The 17,345-nt window shown below is 35.2% G+C and carries 17 protein-coding genes; 7 read left to right on the forward strand and 10 right to left on the reverse strand.

Annotated elements, in window-relative coordinates:
• Nucleotides 1–488: 488 nt before the first annotated feature.
• The 4 genes from AAGU22_RS07380 to AAGU22_RS07395 form a co-directional block, all read right to left on the reverse strand.
• Nucleotides 489–1,742, reverse strand: coding sequence for an ABC transporter permease (locus AAGU22_RS07380; protein WP_458721545.1), 1,254 nt, complete (start codon nucleotides 1,740–1,742; stop codon nucleotides 489–491).
• Between the two features lie 59 nt (nucleotides 1,743–1,801).
• Entirely contained in the window at nucleotides 1,802–3,799 is a 1,998-nt protein-coding gene (locus tag AAGU22_RS07385; protein WP_458721546.1) for a COG1361 family protein, read from the reverse strand.
• A gap of 97 nt (nucleotides 3,800–3,896) precedes the next feature.
• On the reverse strand, nucleotides 3,897–4,520 hold the full coding sequence (locus tag AAGU22_RS07390) for an ABC transporter ATP-binding protein (protein WP_458721547.1): 624 nt from the start codon (nucleotides 4,518–4,520) through the stop codon (nucleotides 3,897–3,899).
• Nucleotides 4,521–4,751: 231 nt separating this feature from the next.
• A complete protein-coding gene (locus AAGU22_RS07395) occupies nucleotides 4,752–5,498 on the reverse strand; it encodes a calcium-binding protein (RefSeq protein WP_458721548.1) in 747 nt (248 codons plus the stop codon).
• A gap of 252 nt (nucleotides 5,499–5,750) precedes the next feature.
• On the opposite strand from AAGU22_RS07395, the gene AAGU22_RS07400 reads away from it, so the two are divergent.
• The 4 genes from AAGU22_RS07400 (at nucleotide 5,751) to AAGU22_RS07415 (ending at nucleotide 8,685) form a co-directional block, all read left to right on the forward strand.
• Nucleotides 5,751–6,362: a calcium-binding protein gene (locus AAGU22_RS07400; protein ID WP_458721549.1), complete on the forward strand. Its 612-nt coding sequence runs from the start codon at nucleotides 5,751–5,753 to the stop codon at nucleotides 6,360–6,362.
• Nucleotides 6,363–6,945: 583 nt separating this feature from the next.
• On the forward strand, nucleotides 6,946–7,443 hold the full coding sequence (locus AAGU22_RS07405; RefSeq protein WP_458721550.1) for a calcium-binding protein: 498 nt from the start codon (nucleotides 6,946–6,948) through the stop codon (nucleotides 7,441–7,443).
• Between the two features lie 421 nt (nucleotides 7,444–7,864).
• Nucleotides 7,865–8,353, forward strand: coding sequence for a COG1361 family protein (locus tag AAGU22_RS07410; protein ID WP_458721551.1), 489 nt, complete (start codon nucleotides 7,865–7,867; stop codon nucleotides 8,351–8,353).
• A gap of 89 nt (nucleotides 8,354–8,442) precedes the next feature.
• Nucleotides 8,443–8,685 carry a hypothetical protein gene (locus tag AAGU22_RS07415; protein WP_458721552.1) on the forward strand — a complete coding sequence of 81 codons (243 nt, stop codon included), beginning with the start codon at nucleotides 8,443–8,445 and terminating at the stop codon, nucleotides 8,683–8,685.
• A gap of 366 nt (nucleotides 8,686–9,051) precedes the next feature.
• Here the strand turns inward: AAGU22_RS07415 and AAGU22_RS07420 are convergent, their stop codons facing one another.
• Both AAGU22_RS07420 and AAGU22_RS07425 read right to left on the reverse strand, forming a co-directional pair.
• Nucleotides 9,052–9,756 carry a hypothetical protein gene (locus AAGU22_RS07420; RefSeq protein ID WP_458721553.1) on the reverse strand — a complete coding sequence of 235 codons (705 nt, stop codon included), beginning with the start codon at nucleotides 9,754–9,756 and terminating at the stop codon, nucleotides 9,052–9,054.
• Nucleotides 9,749–10,414, reverse strand: a complete 666-nt coding sequence (locus AAGU22_RS07425; protein ID WP_458721554.1) for a methyltransferase domain-containing protein — start codon at nucleotides 10,412–10,414, stop codon at nucleotides 9,749–9,751. Before AAGU22_RS07425 ends, AAGU22_RS07420 begins: the two co-directional genes overlap by 8 nt.
• Before the next feature lie 290 nt (nucleotides 10,415–10,704).
• On the opposite strand from AAGU22_RS07425, the gene AAGU22_RS07430 reads away from it, so the two are divergent.
• Genes AAGU22_RS07430 through AAGU22_RS07440 form a run of 3 tightly spaced genes read left to right on the forward strand, consistent with a single transcriptional unit; the run spans nucleotide 10,705 to nucleotide 12,965 of the window.
• Entirely contained in the window at nucleotides 10,705–11,337 is a 633-nt protein-coding gene (locus AAGU22_RS07430; protein WP_458721555.1) for an HD domain-containing protein, read from the forward strand.
• 3 nt (nucleotides 11,338–11,340) lie between these two features.
• Nucleotides 11,341–11,673, forward strand: coding sequence for a hypothetical protein (locus tag AAGU22_RS07435; RefSeq protein ID WP_458721556.1), 333 nt, complete (start codon nucleotides 11,341–11,343; stop codon nucleotides 11,671–11,673).
• A gap of 53 nt (nucleotides 11,674–11,726) precedes the next feature.
• A complete protein-coding gene (locus tag AAGU22_RS07440; protein ID WP_458721557.1) occupies nucleotides 11,727–12,965 on the forward strand; it encodes an ornithine cyclodeaminase, nickel-pincer nucleotide-dependent in 1,239 nt (412 codons plus the stop codon).
• Nucleotides 12,966–13,514: 549 nt separating this feature from the next.
• On the opposite strand, the gene AAGU22_RS07445 is transcribed toward AAGU22_RS07440, so the two are convergent.
• The 4 genes from AAGU22_RS07445 to AAGU22_RS07460 all read right to left on the reverse strand — a co-directional run bounded on the left by AAGU22_RS07445 (nucleotide 13,515) and on the right by AAGU22_RS07460 (nucleotide 17,344).
• Entirely contained in the window at nucleotides 13,515–13,748 is a 234-nt protein-coding gene (locus tag AAGU22_RS07445) for a hypothetical protein (RefSeq protein WP_458721558.1), read from the reverse strand.
• Nucleotides 13,749–14,058: 310 nt separating this feature from the next.
• On the reverse strand, nucleotides 14,059–15,576 hold the full coding sequence (gene gatB, locus AAGU22_RS07450; protein WP_458721559.1) for an Asp-tRNA(Asn)/Glu-tRNA(Gln) amidotransferase subunit GatB: 1,518 nt from the start codon (nucleotides 15,574–15,576) through the stop codon (nucleotides 14,059–14,061).
• A gap of 2 nt (nucleotides 15,577–15,578) precedes the next feature.
• Complete coding sequence (gatA, locus tag AAGU22_RS07455; RefSeq protein WP_458721560.1) at nucleotides 15,579–17,042, reverse strand: Asp-tRNA(Asn)/Glu-tRNA(Gln) amidotransferase subunit GatA; 1,464 nt, start codon at nucleotides 17,040–17,042, stop codon at nucleotides 15,579–15,581.
• Between the two features lie 2 nt (nucleotides 17,043–17,044).
• Entirely contained in the window at nucleotides 17,045–17,344 is a 300-nt protein-coding gene (locus AAGU22_RS07460) for an Asp-tRNA(Asn)/Glu-tRNA(Gln) amidotransferase subunit GatC (protein ID WP_458721561.1), read from the reverse strand.
• Nucleotide 17,345 lies beyond the last annotated feature (1 nt).

Here is a 17,345-nt window from a genome sequence, read left to right on the forward strand (position 1 = left end):
TCAATTGATTGCTATGTCCACTTGATAATACCAATTGCATCATCATAAATTTTCAGTAACCGAATCCAAATCTTTTGAATACATTCAGTTTATTCCATTGCTGAGATCTTTGGTAACATGAATAGACGCAGATTAAAATTCAGGGCTTCATCTTTTAAACGGACATCCTGTTCTTCGTAAGCAAGGAATACCATCAAGTACTTTTCTATATGACACAATTGGCGGACATACAGTTTTGTGTTGTTTTTATTTGGGTAAAAGAACTCTTTCTTCTTATAATTTTCCTGGAACATGAATTATGATACAAATATCATCTTTTGTTCCTCTCTCTGTATTTCTCATTCTAGATACAAGTACAGTGTAGCGAGAAAGATAAGAAGCTATACGCCTATTAAATTTTGGGATAGGTTCTTAGAATATAGATCGAGTTATATTCTCTAATATAAACAGACGTTGGTCATCAATCCATCATTGAATTGTTACTTTAATCAAGACCTTAGTGCAGCGATTGGTGTCACCCTTGATGCTTTCCAAGCGGGTAAAAAGCCTGCTACCATAGACAATATGACAGAAGTTATCCAAACCCTTACCATGTCCAGTGGCAAATAAACAGGCTCAAGCGGTGGGCCCTCGCCAGCACCAGGTCCTGCTCTAGTCAACATGTATCCTCCACCTATTCCTCCTAGAAGTCCAATAGAGCCACCTAAAATGCCTATTATGAGCGCCTCAACCAGAAAAAGAATCAAAATTGTAGTGCCCTGCGCTCCTATTGCTTTAAGAGTACCTATCTCTTTGGTTCTTTCTACAACTGAGGTAAACAGTGTAGTAATAATTCCTACTGCACCAACAATAAGGGAGATAACAGCTATTCCGAACAAAAACGACGTAATTCCAGCTGTAAATTCCTCAACTGTTTCTAAAATAGCTTTGACTGTGGTAATTCCTATGTTGTTTTTATAAACTGCCTTTATTTGTTGTTCCACTGCATCGACAGAGTCGCTATCCTCCGCTGCTACAAATAGGGAATCATATTTGCCAGCTCTCTGAAGTAACGAGTTTCCTGCCTCAAGGTTGATAACTATTGCATTATCAATAGTAGGATTACCTGTCGATTCCATTATACCTGAAACTACAAAGTTTTTAGAGTTTTCTTGAGTATTTCCTGCTTCATCTACAAAAGAGTATGTTAACCTAATAGCTTCACCAATCTGAGCGAATGGAACGTCTTCTCCCGGAGGGAATGCAACATCCTCCGCCAATATCGCTGCTGAGGGATCACCTTCTCTTATTGAAGAACCTTCCATATATCCGAGAGTCGGTGCAATAATCGTAAGGGCATTAGGATCTACAGAAAGTACCGGATTATTTTTTGAGTCACCTCTTGACGAAACTGTAACCGTTTCTTGAAACGACGGTTCCACTTCATCTACGAATGGAAGTGAACCGATTCTACTTACAACTGCTTGATTTAGAGTAATTTTGGCCGTTGGTGATGGAGAATTACCAGAGACGAGCGGGGCCCTCCCGCCATCTTCAGATTGAGGTACACTGCTTACAAATAAAATATTTGGTGCAAGATTGCTAAATTGTTTGTTAAAAAACTCTGTAAATCCAGCACTAAATCCATTTACAGCCACAAGCAAGCTACTCCCAGCCATTACCATCAATATAGTAAGAATTGACCTAACTTTTCTTTCCTTTATAGCATTGAAGGAAAGAATAAAGATCTGTTTAAAATTCATTTTATGCTGTTTTCACAACTCCATTACAATATTCGTTTTCTCGCCTATCATATACACATTTACTTTTGCTCATTACTTCTATCACTTTCTCTCGGTCCTGAATCCAAATCGTTTTCTGAATCGCTATAGTCTGCCGGAGATTCTATCACTTTATTTTTTTTCTTTTTCCGGAAACGTCTAATGACAAAATATAAAACAATGCCGATAACTATGAGCATTACAAATAATATAATAGGATATATAAACCCAAAAATTAAACCTGTGTCGTTGGAAGAATTTCCTATTTGAGGAGTATAGTTCACGGTACCGTTAACTATAAGGTTATGGCCATTACGAAGGTTATCCTTATAAGATATCTCTATAAACACAGGATAATTACCAGGGCGGGTATTGTTCGGTATTTTTAATGGAATACTAACAGGTAACGGAGAATTCTCTGCGAGATCACCCAGATATTGTAAAGGTGGATATTCCTCAACAAGGTGCTCTCTAGTGCTGCTATCATTGTCATCATACTTATTTAATGTAGAAGTTAAGTTCGATGTCTTCATCAGTGATGATGGAATCATTTTTGCAGTTGTAAAAAATGCCTCAGTATTGCCTTCATTTAAGAGATTCGCTACTAGGTTAGGCTCATCTCCTATTATATTTACCTCAAAATCATATGCGCGAACTGTTATATTACCATCAACATATAAACCCACATCAAGTTTTTCTGATTTTGCTATTCCATCCAAAAGATAATCCAAATTAAAATTCAATTGAACTGGTTTACCAATCAGTTCTTCAGATGCAAATAAAGTAGTATTAAGCAATATATCTTTGGTAATTGTATCAAATGACCATCTAGATGGACCTAAAATCTTTACAGATTCACTTGACGGTTGAAGGGGAATCACTACATCTTGTATGGCAGATTGAGAAGAGGATTTTTTAATTGCAAAAATCATATCCTCAATACTTCCTGCAGTAATCATACTATTATTTGATATTTTATTATTAAGGTCCTTTTGTGCCGAATTCATATTGGTGTCAGCTTTATCATCTCCAACATATACATTGAAATTAGATTCTGTTGGCTCTGCGTTTACTACCAAACCCAAATTATAATCGATTGTCTCTCGATTCCCTATCGAATTTCCATATGAAATTTGGATATCTAAGTTTTGGAGAGTTCCAGCAGCATTTGATGAAGAGTATATCAACGGGTTTATTGATACCATTTCCCCAGGATCTATGTTACCTACATCATACTTTAGTGTGCCAAAGGTTGTAATTGATGGGTTTGTTACTTTATCGTCTGTTTGACCATCACCAGCAGAGGAGGACAAAGTTGTATTTGAAGCATTGGCTGTTGTAGAATTACTTTGTTGTACAGATTGACCAGACGAACTTTCAGATACGGAGGCAAGGCTTTCTTCAGACTTATCTTCGTCATTTGAAATTGTAATTATTGCATTATTTGCAACTGCACTTCCTTTATTTATTATATTGATATCTACTTTGTTGGTTTTAGCAGGAGTTAAAAATTGGTTTTTAGTATCGAGGTCTAGTAGTTCTTTACCTGGAATTCTAAATGAGATGGGGATATCTTTTACCACAATATCTCCAGCAGTCAAAACTTTGGAATACACTAGATCGAGATACTTATAATAAGATCCTACTTTTGCATCATTCTTTATATATATATCAAAGTAAAGAGTAAATTCTTGGCCTGGTTTCACTATAGAATCATAGCTTGCAATAGCTACATCAGAAAGATCATTGTTATTAGTAGAAGTCATATTATTGGTAATATTTTCATGTTTTACCGCTTCGAATTCATCTGGTAAAGATAGATATCCTTTTATTGCAGAAATATCGGTTTGGGCCTTATTAACAAGTACAATAGCTAAAGTGGCAATTCCTTCCCCTGGTCCTACTTCTTTCTCTTCCAGTTTGTTAGAGTCATTTCCAGCTGCTATGGTCTTGTCAGTCCAGTAAGAATCTTGGAATCCAGGGGTCCTTTCGATTTGTTGAGCATACGAATAAAAACCATTGATAAAATTATCATGCAATATACAAACTGACACTACGATTATTATAATCGAAAATACCAATTTAAGGGAAAAAGAACGTTGTTTATCTTCAAAAAGGGATTCTAAAAATATCATTTTAGTTAATAATCTCTTTTTCAATTCTTCCGTCCCTTACATAAATTGTTTTGTCCGTATCTTTAGCCAATTCCGGATTGTGGGTCACCATCACTATTGTTCTATTATACTTGGAAGAGATCATTTTAAGCAATCTAAAAACCTCTGCCCCGGTTTTTGTGTCCAAGTTACCTGTAGGCTCATCTGCAAGTATAATTGCGGGATTGTTCATTAATGCTCTTGCAATAGCTACTCTTTGTTGTTGTCCACCGCTTAGATTAAGGGGCTTAAGGGATGCTTTTTCTTTAATGCCCAATATTTTCAGCAACCTTAAAGCTCTCTCTCTTACTTCATGACCATCCATTCCTGCAATAATTGCTGGAATTTCGACATTTGATAAAACTGTTGTCCTATTAATTAAATTGTAGGATTGAAAAATAAAACCTATCATTTTGTTTCTCATCTTCGCGATTTTTCTGTCGGAAAGAGAAAAAATATCTAAATTTTTCAAGAATATTTTTCCCATTGAAGGTCTATCAAGTGCACCTATTATGTTCAATAAAGTTGATTTTCCGCTTCCGGATGGACCTACGATTGAAACAAATTCTCCTTTTTTTACAGAAAAATTAATGTTTTTAAGTACCACGCTATCGCCCGCGGGCAACTGATATACTTTAGATATGTTTATAGCTTTAAGAATTGTATAATTGTTATTTTGTGGGAACATTATTGGTAGATATTGAATAATCATATATATCTAGAGGATCATTACCATCAACTTTTGTGATTGTGTTCAGATTCTCCATTTCAGAGTTTTTATCAAAAAAAATAATCACGGTTAAATCTTGTAGTATACTTTACTTTATTATTATGGAGCCTAAGAGAGTTCTATTAACTCTTCACAATTGCCTGCTCTATCATCATTCTGTTGTATATTAAAGTCGGCAACCACGTCCACACCTTCTCCACAATCAAAATAATCCGCCCCAGGGCCGCCAACAAGAACATCGTCACCTAAATCTCCGTACAACTTATCGTTTCCTATCTCTCCAACTATAAAGTCGTCGTCGCCTCCGCCAGCCACTATATCATTTCCTATTCCTCCATAAAATTGATCACTTCCTATACCACCTTGTAAAATATCGTCACCTGCTTCACCATATAGTTTGTCTTGTCCTTCATTTCCTTGAATTATGTCACTTCCGTTCATCCCTGATATTGTATCAGAACCAGAAAATCCTATAATGATGTCGGTTTGTTGGGTACCTGTTATTCTATCATCTCCAAATGAACCAACTACAGGATGTTGTAGCCGTTGGAATAAAGTATCAGATTCTATAGATGGTTGATCACTGTTTATGCCTGCCAAAGAGGGTTGTTGAGATCCAGTAGAATTAGGAAACGGTTGAGTCGATTGAGATGTTTCAATCGAAGGTTGATCATTGTTCTCGCTTGCATTTATTACTCTAGCTCCAGCATCACTTTGAGAAGCACTGTCTGCAGAATTACTTGATTGAGGGCCATTAAGATCACTCAATCTCTGAGCAAACGTTGAGATTGAATTTGGGAGAAAAATTAACGAAATTAATAATATTGAAATTGTTAAAATTCTAATAGAATCCATAAGTTCTAAAAGTACAAGTCAATTATTAACCTTCTGGTACTAAAGTTTTCCCATTTGTTGAAGCATTCTATATTTTTTGATCGTCTTTAATTAAATCAATAGTATTAAGGTAACTCTTTCAGTCGCTACTCATTTACCAACACCATCAAAGCTAAGATTTTATGAATCTATTAGTTTACTTGTAATGGTATATTTTCTAATATAAAAATATTAATGACTATTTATAAAGGATAGCCTTAATTTAGAGTTATCTTGGGTATTACAGTCACTAAAGCTACTTTTATTATCATTGTATTAACAATTAGTTCCCAGATATTGTTATATCAAGATACACCTAATTTGTCATTTAAAGCGTTTGCAGGTGGCGGTGGAGATGGTGACGGTAATAGATATGCAGGCCCAATCAACAATGCAGACTCAAGTGAAAAGGTTATTTATTGTACTTTTAATGAGAACGCGAAAGCTCCTCTATGCGAGGGGACGTCTCATAGCGATATCATTCTGGGAACCATCCAGGAAGACTATATAGAAGGAAAAGGTTCTGACGATGCTATTCAAGGCAGGGCGTCTAATGATGATATTTTTGGGCAGAAAGGTAACGATGATCTTCAGGGAGGTGCAGGAGCCGATAACATTTACGGGGAAAATGGGGATGATTTATTATACGGTGGCGATATGGGAGATTTTATCGTCGGTGGAAATGGTGATGATGAACTGTACGGGGGTACAGGCGAGGATATTCTAGAAGGCGGACCTGATTCCAATTACTTTGATTGTGGAGATGATTACGACATCATAATTGATTTTGATCCATCTAAAGATACTGCCTCAAATAATTGTGAAGATATCAGAACAGATCTTTAAATTATAATATTTAATCTTTATTTCAAGCCAGTAAATAACGTTATCATAAGACGCTGCTTATTAGGGTACTTCATAAGCTAAGGTTGAATATTATTATATTGCGCTTCTTTATTAATAGGATTTCATAAAAAAATAAACAGAAGAGCACAACAACCATCCTTGAAAAAATATTTTGCTAACTCAGGGGGTTGAACTATAGTACAATCCATATTTAATTAATTCAATTATATACTAATGCACGTATAATCATGTCGAAAAATCATAAATTCAGTAGGGGCAAAGTATCAACCGAGAAGACAATATGAAATCGAATTTTAAAATCAGACGGTTTGTTATCATTACCGGGAAAAATATGATGTTAAATTATATTGTAAGGGAATTTTATTGAACTCAGTATCTACCCTGTATTACCATAGTATTACCACAGCAAGATGAAATTATATCGAACATTCTTAGTGTTACAAAGTATCTCATAAAACTCACTATAAGATTTATTTTAAATCCATAAATAGAATTTTCTTTTCATATATTTGTCAAAATGCCTATATATGCTCCGACGTTTTTTGTTTCATTGTTTTTATTTATGTCTTTAATCATCTTATTTTGTAATAGTTTTAATTTTTCGAAAGCTCAAGAATCTCGAGAAAACCTAATTGTTATACCAGAACCAGGTGATTACAACATTACAGATGGTACAGATAGAAGTGACATAGTTATAGGAAATAGCATTGTTAATGTGATTGTAGGAGAAGAGTCAGATGATGTTCTTATGGGTAGACAGGCAAATGATGAATTACACGGAGATAAAGGTAATGACATCCTGCAAGGAAATTTAGGTGCAGATATCTTGTTTGGTAATGATGGTGACGACGTTTTGTTCGGAGGATCTGAGGAAGATTATATGAACGGTGACAAAGGAAATGATAGGATATATGGTGATTTGGGCGACGATGTATTGGAAGGAGGACAAGGTGCAGACTATTTCGATTGCGGGGAGGGTTACGATGTTATCGCAGACTTTAAAAAAGTAGAGAAGGATGTCGCTCAAAATAATTGCGAAGAGATACGAACAAATGTTTAAAATAGTAAATTAATAGCTTACTTCTAACTCTTCATTGTGCTTTCACTGTGGAATACTAGAAATTCTCTCAATTTACCATTCTTCATACCATTCATTGGATAGTTTTGGGTTTAGAATTATGCCAAACCCACCGGAGGCGGGTTTGAGTATATCTACCGGTGAATAAGACACTCCTGCTCTTCTTAATTCAAATACCCCGTATCAAGTACTCAGGTACTGATGGCAATTAAGTGGAAGTAGGGTTAAGTTATCTACTAGTGCTATAAAGGACCTTGAAATGGGTAGTGGGTTAGGTGATACTACATTCATGAATGCTTATCAGCCAAACAGGTTATGTCAATACAGAACTCAAAAAAACAACAGACATTCCTGACTACCTAAAATCATTTACTTAGAAAATTCTTCAAATTCTTCCCAGGTTTTGTCACCAAGTGATCCCAATTTGGATATACTTCCAGCAACCGACGAAGATACTGTATTCTTAACAGCAGGAAAAATTGATGATTTCAAATTTAATATCACCAATAATAACAATCATCCGATTCAAAACACTGCGGTAACCCTCCCTGTGAATACTGGAGCTTTAGAAATACTCGAAAATTCAAAATGGAATCTCGATATGGTAAACCCTAAAACCACCGTACAATATCCAACCAAAGTATTTGCTTCAAAAACTCTGATCAATAGTCCAATGTCTTTTAAGGTAAGTGTAGAGTACGTCAGTAATGGTCAGCTTAAATTAAATTCTTTTTTCATCGGTGCAAATGTAGTGGGAGAGATAGAAGTAAGCATAAACGAACTTTCAACAGATAATATCGGTGGAACTTTAAATGTAATAGGCTATCTCCTAAATAAGGGCAATACCGGCGGTTTGTTTACGACGATTGAGATAGTAACAGAAGGGAAATAATTGATAGGGAAATCGAAAACCGTTTAAAAACTGGACAGAATGTTAGTAACCTAAAAATAGTAACCCCAGCCTCTACAAAGTCAGAGTATTTGGGTGATCTAGAGGAAGACTCAGCACTGCCGTTCAATATTCCTCAGTCCACTAGTAATAAGTCATCTTCTGGAAGCTACCTAGTACCACTCAAACTTGAATATTATGATGATTTAAGAAATCAATATGTTATTTATGAAAGCGAATCGTATATGGCGCTTTACCCCAGCAACTTGTTAATGAAAATCAGGGCGTCGGCTTGTTATTCTCTACATCTGATCCAATGGGCTTGGTTATCCTAGTCGTCCTCATAATAGTAATCGTAATAATGAGATTTTTGCGTACAAGATCAAAAAAGAAAAAAAATGGCTAAATCGAATTCAAACAAGAATAATTCAAATTTCATAGATCAACTTGATAATGTAAAAAAAGACGATGAATTGCAGAAGAAAAAAGATAGTCAAGAGAAAACTTGACATCTTGAGCTCGAACAATGATGGTGTCATTGTCTCAGAACTCTCATAAAACATCACTTAAGCCTGACGGTTCAACCATCCACCTTTTTTAACCAAAAAAGTAGATGAATTAAAGGCTTTTTATCGGGTTATTTATTTTTCAGAACATCCTAATTCTACAAAACAGAAGAAAGTATCACTCATAATCAATTTTTACAACAGAACAGAAGAAGCAAATAGCAGAATAAAAGTCAGAGTAATGGTACCAATACTCAATAATTTGAGGAGTATCTCATAACGGTAAGTGACCATAGACTTGCTGTTATTTCTTTTATTATATTTGTAGAGTCTAGAAATTCTAATCTCTATGTAGCTTAGGATGAATGGAATTAATGAGAAAATTAGAGAGAAAGGAGTTATATTGTTTGTCTGAATTGCAAATCCCGCCAGAAATGGTAACATCCCCCATGATAATGCAAACCAATAATTCTTGTGAAACATTCCCTTAAAAAGCTCAAAGTTATAGGCAAAAAGAAAAAAGCCTTCTATAATTCCAATAAAAACTAAGATTGGAGCAAACAAGAGAGCATAATATATACCCAGTCCGTAGGAAAAGCCCAAACAGGCCAGGATGATAATCCATGACTGCCTCTTTGTAAATAGGTCTCCCCATGGCTTTATCTTTTTGGAGCCGATATTATCAGCCACATGGGCCCCTATTCCTAGGGCAATGAAATAAATTAAAACTAGAATGGCAAGTCTCTCAAAGTCAGTTGAACCGGTTATCAAGCTGCCCCAAACGACGAAGGAAATGCACATGCCTGTATATGGAAGAAAAAGCATTCCACAAAACAATCGAAATCTTTGAGGACCAAACTTGGGTACAAACCACTCATTCAGTCTAGAGTCTTCATTCATCTTTAAACGCTGATACTATTGCAGAGGTTTCAAACGTTTGATATTCCTTGTGTATATGGCCAAAATCATTTGACTTGAGGATGGAATCTATTTCTGAATCCCAATGGTTGCTAATGATTAGTTTGTCTAGTCCGTTGAAAACATTTGTCCATTTCTTATCAAGTTTCCAAAGAGTCTTGATTATTCTAAAATAAATTTTCCAAGATAATTGATTAGCAGGTTTTTTTGGATAGGTAAAATCGTGAAGAATCAGTTGCCCCTTTTGTTTCAAAACTCGTCTGCATTCACTAACTAAGATATTTAAGTTAACATATTTGGGCAAATAAGATGCTACAATACAATCAAAACATCTATTTTGAAACGGCAAAAATTCAGCTGAACCATTTATGGAATCGATCTCAATCTTTTTCTCCTCTAGTGCAATAAGATATTCAAACGTCAAATCAATCCCATATACAAAGTTGTTATTCTGTTTTAATAATGAGGTTAGAATTCCAGTACCGCAAGCCATTTCCAAAACCAGTGACCCGTTGGGTACACTCTTTACTATTTCCTTTTTCCAATTCAAGTCCTGTCCCAATGTTGCAAGTTTCACCAGCCTATCATAGCTACCAGAGTTATTCTTGTTGAAAAAGCTCTGAGCTAATCTAACTCCCATTGCCATATCCATGTCATGAATATCATGCAAATCTAATATTATTGGTGGTTAATTTTCATTTAAATGCAATTAGTAAAAGGATTAAATTATTTTGAATTAATTATCATGATATGACTCAAATTACCAATGTATTATATATCGTCATAATTACTATCGCTATGTGTGTGGGTGCTACTCTACTAACCATTTTGGTGGACCATTCTTTTGATGTACCGGCTATAGTTGACCAGATTCCCCATCTCATAATTAATCAAATTCTTCAAATGTAATGACAAATTAGAAATCTCATGGTGAAGACGAGCAAATCAAAGCAAGAAAATATATCGGATATTACAGAACACTTTTACAAATTAAAAGAATTACCCAGAGCTGGATGGAAACAGAAGCTCGAGATTGAAAATGTAGAATCTGTTGCATCCCATACCCTTTTAATGATAGTTTTGGTCTTTTTTTTCTCAGAGAAATACAGATATTCTTGTAAAAAAAAAGTCAGACTTATAGAATTGGCTTTAATCCATGATCTGGCCGAATCGATTACTGGAGACATTACTCCCGAAACTATGACTAAAAATAGAAAAAGAAAACTAGAAGACGAAGCATTTGGTAAGATAACAGATAAGATATCCGCCAAAAGTTTGAAGATAAAATATCTAGAATTATGGCATGACTATCAGACAAAAAAGTCTTTCGAATCAAAGTGTGTCCACCTCCTTGATAAACTTGAAATGGTGTTACAAGCAAATTATTACCTAAATAACAGAAAAGGAATTAGAAAAGAAAATGTTAGACCCTTTTTCCAGTCAGGCTCGTCATATGCCTCTCACGTACCAAACTCACAATTAACCAAAACCCCCAAAAAAAATTTGCGAGATATCAAGGAATTAGAAGATTTAAAAGAAATATTAGAGTACTTTAGTAATTAGATTATGCAATATTTCGTTGCCTTAAAAATCGGTGAAAAGAGGGTAAAAAATGCACAGGAATTATTATCAAACTTCTTATCCGATGGCACTCCTGCATTACCAGCACTTGCGTTGAAGGATAACAATAGTAACAATTGGGAACCAGTAGGAGAGGAGAACTATTTTGCCATAGTTCAGGAGGACCAAGGATATTTGATCGCGATTTGTGATAAGAATGGTATCGCTAAGGCAATAGCTAACTGGTTTTCACTTCAATCAAAAGACGCTATAAAAAACAAAATAGTAGAAACGGGAAACATTCAGGAATATTTTGGGAAAGTATCGTTACCAGTGTAAAATATATCCTTTTTAAGGAAAGGAATTTTAAAAAGCATAAATAATTATTACAGATGGGTAAATTCGAAAAGGAGATAGAAGTAAAGGGTCATTTGGTTGACTCCTCAATACTTACCCGTATTTTTGACAAGATTATGGATTTAAAAGGCGATTTCACAGTATTGGATTTTCAAATAGGAAAGAGAAAAGAAGATCATAGCTACGCTCGTTTGGTGATTAGAGGCGATAGCGAAAATCATTTGACAAAAATATTAGAATACTTGTTTCGTGAGGGTGCTACTAGTGTTTCAGTTGATGAGGTAAAATGTATTCCCTCCCCTAGAGATATGGTCCTACCTGATGACTTTTATAGCACCACGAATAACCCAACCCAACTATTTTACCATAAAGAATGGATAAAGGTTGAAAACATGATGATGGACAAGTGCATCGTCTTAAATCCCGACACTAAAAAGGCAGAATGCAAAACCAACCGGGATGTAAGAAAAAGTGACCTGGTGGTGACTGGTGAAAGGGGAATTAGAATTATACCCCAAGAGAGACCAAGAGAAGGAGTTGACATATTTCAGTTTATGAGTAGCTCAAGTTCCAGCGAGCGACCTACTCAGCAAATTGCAAAAAAGGTTGCCCTTGACTTGTATCGTACAAAGAAAGACCATGGGAAGATAGTTGTCGTATCGGGACCCGTGGTAGTTCATTCCGGAGCATCAGACTTATTGGCAAGACTCATAAGATTAGGGTTTGTAGATGGAATTTTAGCTGGTAACGCCTTAGCAGTCCATGATATTGAAAATGCATTACTTGGAACGTCGTTAGGAATGCATGTAGATGACGGGACACTTGCTGTGCGCGGACATCGCAATCATATGTCCATCGTAAATGAAGTGTTTAAAGCAGGATCTATAAAATCAATGGTAGAAAACAAAATCCTAAAAAACGGCATTATGTATGAATGTATCCGTAACGATATCCCATTTGTTTTGTGCGGTTCAATAAGAGATGATGGCCCCATACCAGATGTCATTACGGACATTGTTGAGGCTCAAAAAGAGTATAAATTATTGTTGAGGGGGGCTAATTTGGTAATCATGTTGTCAACTATGCTCCATTCAATCGCAGTTGGGAATATGTTGCCTGCCTCTGTGAAAGTTATAGCAGTAGATATTAACCAATCGGTGGTTACTAAATTATTAGATAGAGGAACAACTCAAGCGATAGGTGTAGTTACAGATATAGGGTCTTTTTTACCGATTGTAATGAGAAATTTAGAAGAGCTGGGAAGCATCAAATAATACACATCATGGGATGAAAATATTTCAACTCCTTCTTAATAGACTCTTTTGGAATTTGTTTAAGCAAGAAAGTATGATTTGGTTAGAATTATTGAATGGTAAAAAGGCAATCAAAAAGATATCTACCATTTCGAGTCATTTCAAGGAATTTCCAATTCGAATATGCTTACAATATTGAATCAAAGGGCTTACTTTCGAATTTATGAAAGGAGAACAAAATTTTCAAAACTTACAAGAAATCCTATAAGGGAAAATCTATTTTTAATATTGAATGATGATGATCTAGCAAAAGGGGTGTAACAAATGCATAGTTTAGGTACTTTATCTTTGCAAATCTAAAGAAAGTTAATAATACCTAATTTAAGTTGTAATCCAATAATTTTCCCATAGAAATTATATCAAAATGTATAATCACGTCGGGCTGATTCACTTGGCTTGGTACCGTTATGTCACACATCTAATTTTACAAACCTGCGATCACAAGTGTATCAAAATTAATGTTAGGCTTCTCAATCTACCGTCTGGTTATAATTGTCAATTCCAATTGAATTAGTACTCGTCATTTTTCATGACTTCGTTATCTATGAATTTTATTAATTTCTTATCAAATATCTTTGTAGTCTGGTTACAAATAACGCATCTAAAATAGACTTGAGATCTTCTTACCCTAGGTCTTGTCTTAGATTCCATATGTTTCACTATCCAATCCTTTGGGGACCTAGTCTTGCAACCAGGACAAACAATAAATGTAGATACCTCATCTAAATCGTTTGAAATGGACATGTATTACCTAATCTAATGTTAACCCGGGTATTTATTTATGATTTATTTCGCACAGGAAAAACTTGGTATCTATTTAAATGGTTTTGATTGAGCCCACAGAAATGATGGTTTAATCAATATGCTACGTCCTATACCATTCAAAGTCTCATGGTTAAGCAGCCAATCATTATGCATCTCCCTTAGGATTTGAAGGTTTTAACCACAATATAACTAACCTCCATATAGTATTGGAGAAAGAAACCCTTCACTCATCAGAATTAGTCTCATTTCTCATTTATCACAATACTAACTTGATGTCATGAAATTCAAATCAATCTTTTTCTAGACCATCCTTTATCAATTTCAAAGCAATTTGGGGATTAACTCTCCCCCTTGTCTCTTTCATAACTAGCCCCAAAACATAATTTTTGACGTTTGAATTATTTTTTGATTGTTCAATCAATTGTGGCTGAGAATTTAATATACCTTGAATAATCTTGATGATTGAATCCTCATCAGAAATTTTTTCGATTTGCAAAGTCTCTATTATCTTGAATGGACTTACCCCTGTTTCGATGCTCTTATCAAATATTTCTCTTGCTATAGTCCTGTTCAATGATTTTTCCTCAACTAATTTTGCCATTTCGGCTACCTGACTTGGTGATACAGAAAGAATGTCTAGACCCCTTGTGTTTTGATTAGTTAAACCCTGTCTATCTTTCTCATTTATTTTTGTAAGCAGCTCATTTACTATCCAATTTGATATTTCAATTGGAGATTTTTGGAATCTTAGCGATTCTTCAAAAAAATCACTTATTCTTTTATCATTAACTAAAATCTTGGCGGTGTGCTCGGTAATCTTGTAAACTTCCATATACCTATTCAACCTCTCAATTGGTATTTCAGGCATACTGCTTCTCATTCTGGAAACGAATTTGCTCCCTAAAATAATTCTAGGGATATCAGGCTCTGGAAAATACCGGTATTCCTCCTCTTCTTCTTTAGATCTTGCACCGACGGTCACCTTTCTTTTTTCATCCCAATGTCGAGTTTCTGCTTTGACATCAATTTCATGCATGATCAAAGTTTTTTGTCTAGTGATTTCATAATAGATTGATTTCTCAACCTCTTTAAATGAACTTATATTCTTAATTTCAACCTTCTTTCCACCTCCGACAGAAACATTAACATCGCATCTAACTGAACCTTCCAAACTTGGATCGGTTACTCCTAGATATTCAAATAGGTTGACTATTTCATTTAAGAAGGTCCTAACGGCGACTGGACTAGTAAAGTCAGGCTCTGTTACGATTTCAACTAACGATACACCAGCCCGATTATAATCGATAAGGGAGTAATTATTCGCAGCGGATTTATCTTCTTCATAGGTTATTTTTCCTGGATCTTCCTCTAATTGAACTCGGGTAATTCTTATTTTACTCCTCTCTTCACTAATGCTAGACTGGTCAGTTTTGGATTTTGAATCTCCCACAAATTCAATCGATCCCTCATAGCCAATACTGCTTAATTCATAGGAATTATACTGAGTCGTCTGATAATTTTTGGGCAAGTCAGGGTAAAAATAATTTTTTCTATAGAATGAAATCTCTGCAGGAATGTTACAATTAAAAGCCATACAAATCATTGATGCAAATTCGACTGCTCTTTTGTTGAGCAGGGGCAGAGTGCCTGGCAATCCCAAGCAGATAGGACAGGTATTTTCATTCGGAGGAGAATTTCGGTAATTTGAGAGACAATCGCAAAAAAGCTTTGTGTGAAGATTAGTTAGTTGACAGTGGATTTCTAACCCAATTTTCAAATCCGGGTCTATTTTCTTGCTATTGTTCATACTCATACCTTTGGAATCCAAGTCTCAAAACCTTTAACATTTTCAAGCAAAACAGCCACATCTATTAATTTTTGCTCGTCAAAAGCATTCGCCATTAATTGTACCCCGATTGGAAACCCCTTTTTAGATAAACCACCTGGAATTGATATTGCTGGTATACCTGCCAGATTAGCTAATATTGTATAAACGTCCAAATTATAGTGCTCAGTCGCTTGCAATATTTTTTCCCCTAATTTAAAAGGCATGACAGGCATAGTTGGTAAAATCAAAATGTCATATTTATTAAAAAGGATATCGAACTCTCTTTTTATCATTGATCTTAACTTTTGGGCCTTGGCATAATATTTACCAAAATAACCTGCCGATAATACATATGAACCTAGAAGAATTCGGAGTTTTACTTCATCACCAAACTTAGACCTAGATTCAGAAAAATAACTGTTCCACTCATAACCTTCTGGACTACCTTCATAACCATACCGTATATTATCGAATCTTGATAAATTACTGCTTGCTTCCGCTGTAGCTATGATATAATAAGAAGATAGAGCATAATTTGATAAAGGTATTCTGGTATCTTCTGCTTCAAGACCATGGTCTTCAAGTTCTTTCACTTTATTCCTTGTAATTTTAGCTATTTCAGTCTCTGAGTCTTCAATTAATTCATTAAGTACACCAATTTTATACTTTTTTTTCAGAATATTGTCAACACTATTAGTTTGATACTCATATTTTTTATGGACTGTGGTATTGTCTTTTGGGTCCGCTCCTGAAATAATATTGAGGAGCGGAACCAGATCATAAATAGTTCTGGCAATTGGTCCAATTTGCTCCAATGAATTAGAATAAGAAATTAATCCATTTCTACTTACACTTCCGTAAGTGGGTTTAATTCCAACGACTGAACAAAAACTGGACGGGCATCTGATGGATCCACCTGTATCTGAACCAAGAGATAATGGTATTTGTAAAGATGCAACAGAAGCCGCACTTCCTCCTGAGGAACCACCAGCGACATATTCGAGGTTCCAAGGATTTCTAACTGGGCCAAATGAAGAATACTCTGAAGTAGTCCCCATACCAAACTCATCCATATTCAATTTGCCGATAACAATACCACCTTGTTCTTCGATCTTGCCTACCACTGTCGCGTTATATGGAGAGACATATTCAGATAGCATACGAGAAGCACATGTATTTTTTAGACCTTGTACGCTAATATTGTCTTTAATTCCAACTGGAATTCCAGCCAACAAGCCGGTCTTAATTCCTTCTTTAATCTTCTTATCAATAGCCCTAGACTTTGTCAAGGCATTTTCAAAATTATGGCTAATAAAGGAGTTTATTTTAAGGTCTACATGCTTTATCCTTTCAATAATTGTCGAAATGTACTCCTCAGCAGTTATTTCTTGTTCTTTAATCTTTCGTGAAACTACGAAAGCAGGTAGTTCATAAAGGGTCTTCAAGATCAAATCCTTGGTCCGACGATAAAACCATCTTTGATATTTTTTAATTTAAATTTAGGTTGAGGTCCTTCCGACGATTCTAAAGCTGGTCTAGGATTATCATCTCGCAAGTTTTCAAAGGCCATTTCAAATTTTAGATCATCGATGATAAGACCTTCAGAACCCTCAGTAGTGAATTCATCTAATTTGTCAAACATTAATAGTACTTCTTCCACTTTCCTAGAGATTTGTGTAATATTTTGCTCAGGTATGTCTAATTTAGCTAGATCACATAATTTCTTAATGTCAATACCCTTAGCCATG

The sequence above is a fragment of the Candidatus Nitrosocosmicus sp. R genome (assembly GCF_054408505.1).

What these genes read in the sequence shown, in the direction of transcription:
- AAGU22_RS07380 (WP_458721545.1), bottom strand. Translation starts at nt 1,742, where the DNA reads ATGAATTTTAAACAGATCTTTATTCTTTCCTTCAATGCTATAAAGGAA.
- AAGU22_RS07395 (WP_458721548.1), bottom strand. Translation starts at nt 5,498, where the DNA reads ATGGATTCTATTAGAATTTTAACAATTTCAATATTATTAATTTCGTTA.
- AAGU22_RS07405 (WP_458721550.1), top strand. Translation starts at nt 6,946, where the DNA reads ATGTCTTTAATCATCTTATTTTGTAATAGTTTTAATTTTTCGAAAGCT.
- AAGU22_RS07420 (WP_458721553.1), bottom strand. Translation starts at nt 9,756, where the DNA reads ATGAATGAAGACTCTAGACTGAATGAGTGGTTTGTACCCAAGTTTGGT.
- AAGU22_RS07425 (WP_458721554.1), bottom strand. Translation starts at nt 10,414, where the DNA reads ATGGGAGTTAGATTAGCTCAGAGCTTTTTCAACAAGAATAACTCTGGT.
- AAGU22_RS07435 (WP_458721556.1), top strand. Translation starts at nt 11,341, where the DNA reads ATGCAATATTTCGTTGCCTTAAAAATCGGTGAAAAGAGGGTAAAAAAT.
- AAGU22_RS07440 (WP_458721557.1), top strand. Translation starts at nt 11,727, where the DNA reads ATGGGTAAATTCGAAAAGGAGATAGAAGTAAAGGGTCATTTGGTTGAC.
- AAGU22_RS07445 (WP_458721558.1), bottom strand. Translation starts at nt 13,748, where the DNA reads ATGTCCATTTCAAACGATTTAGATGAGGTATCTACATTTATTGTTTGT.
- gatB (WP_458721559.1), bottom strand. Translation starts at nt 15,576, where the DNA reads ATGAACAATAGCAAGAAAATAGACCCGGATTTGAAAATTGGGTTAGAA.
- AAGU22_RS07460 (WP_458721561.1), bottom strand. Translation starts at nt 17,344, where the DNA reads ATGGCTAAGGGTATTGACATTAAGAAATTATGTGATCTAGCTAAATTA.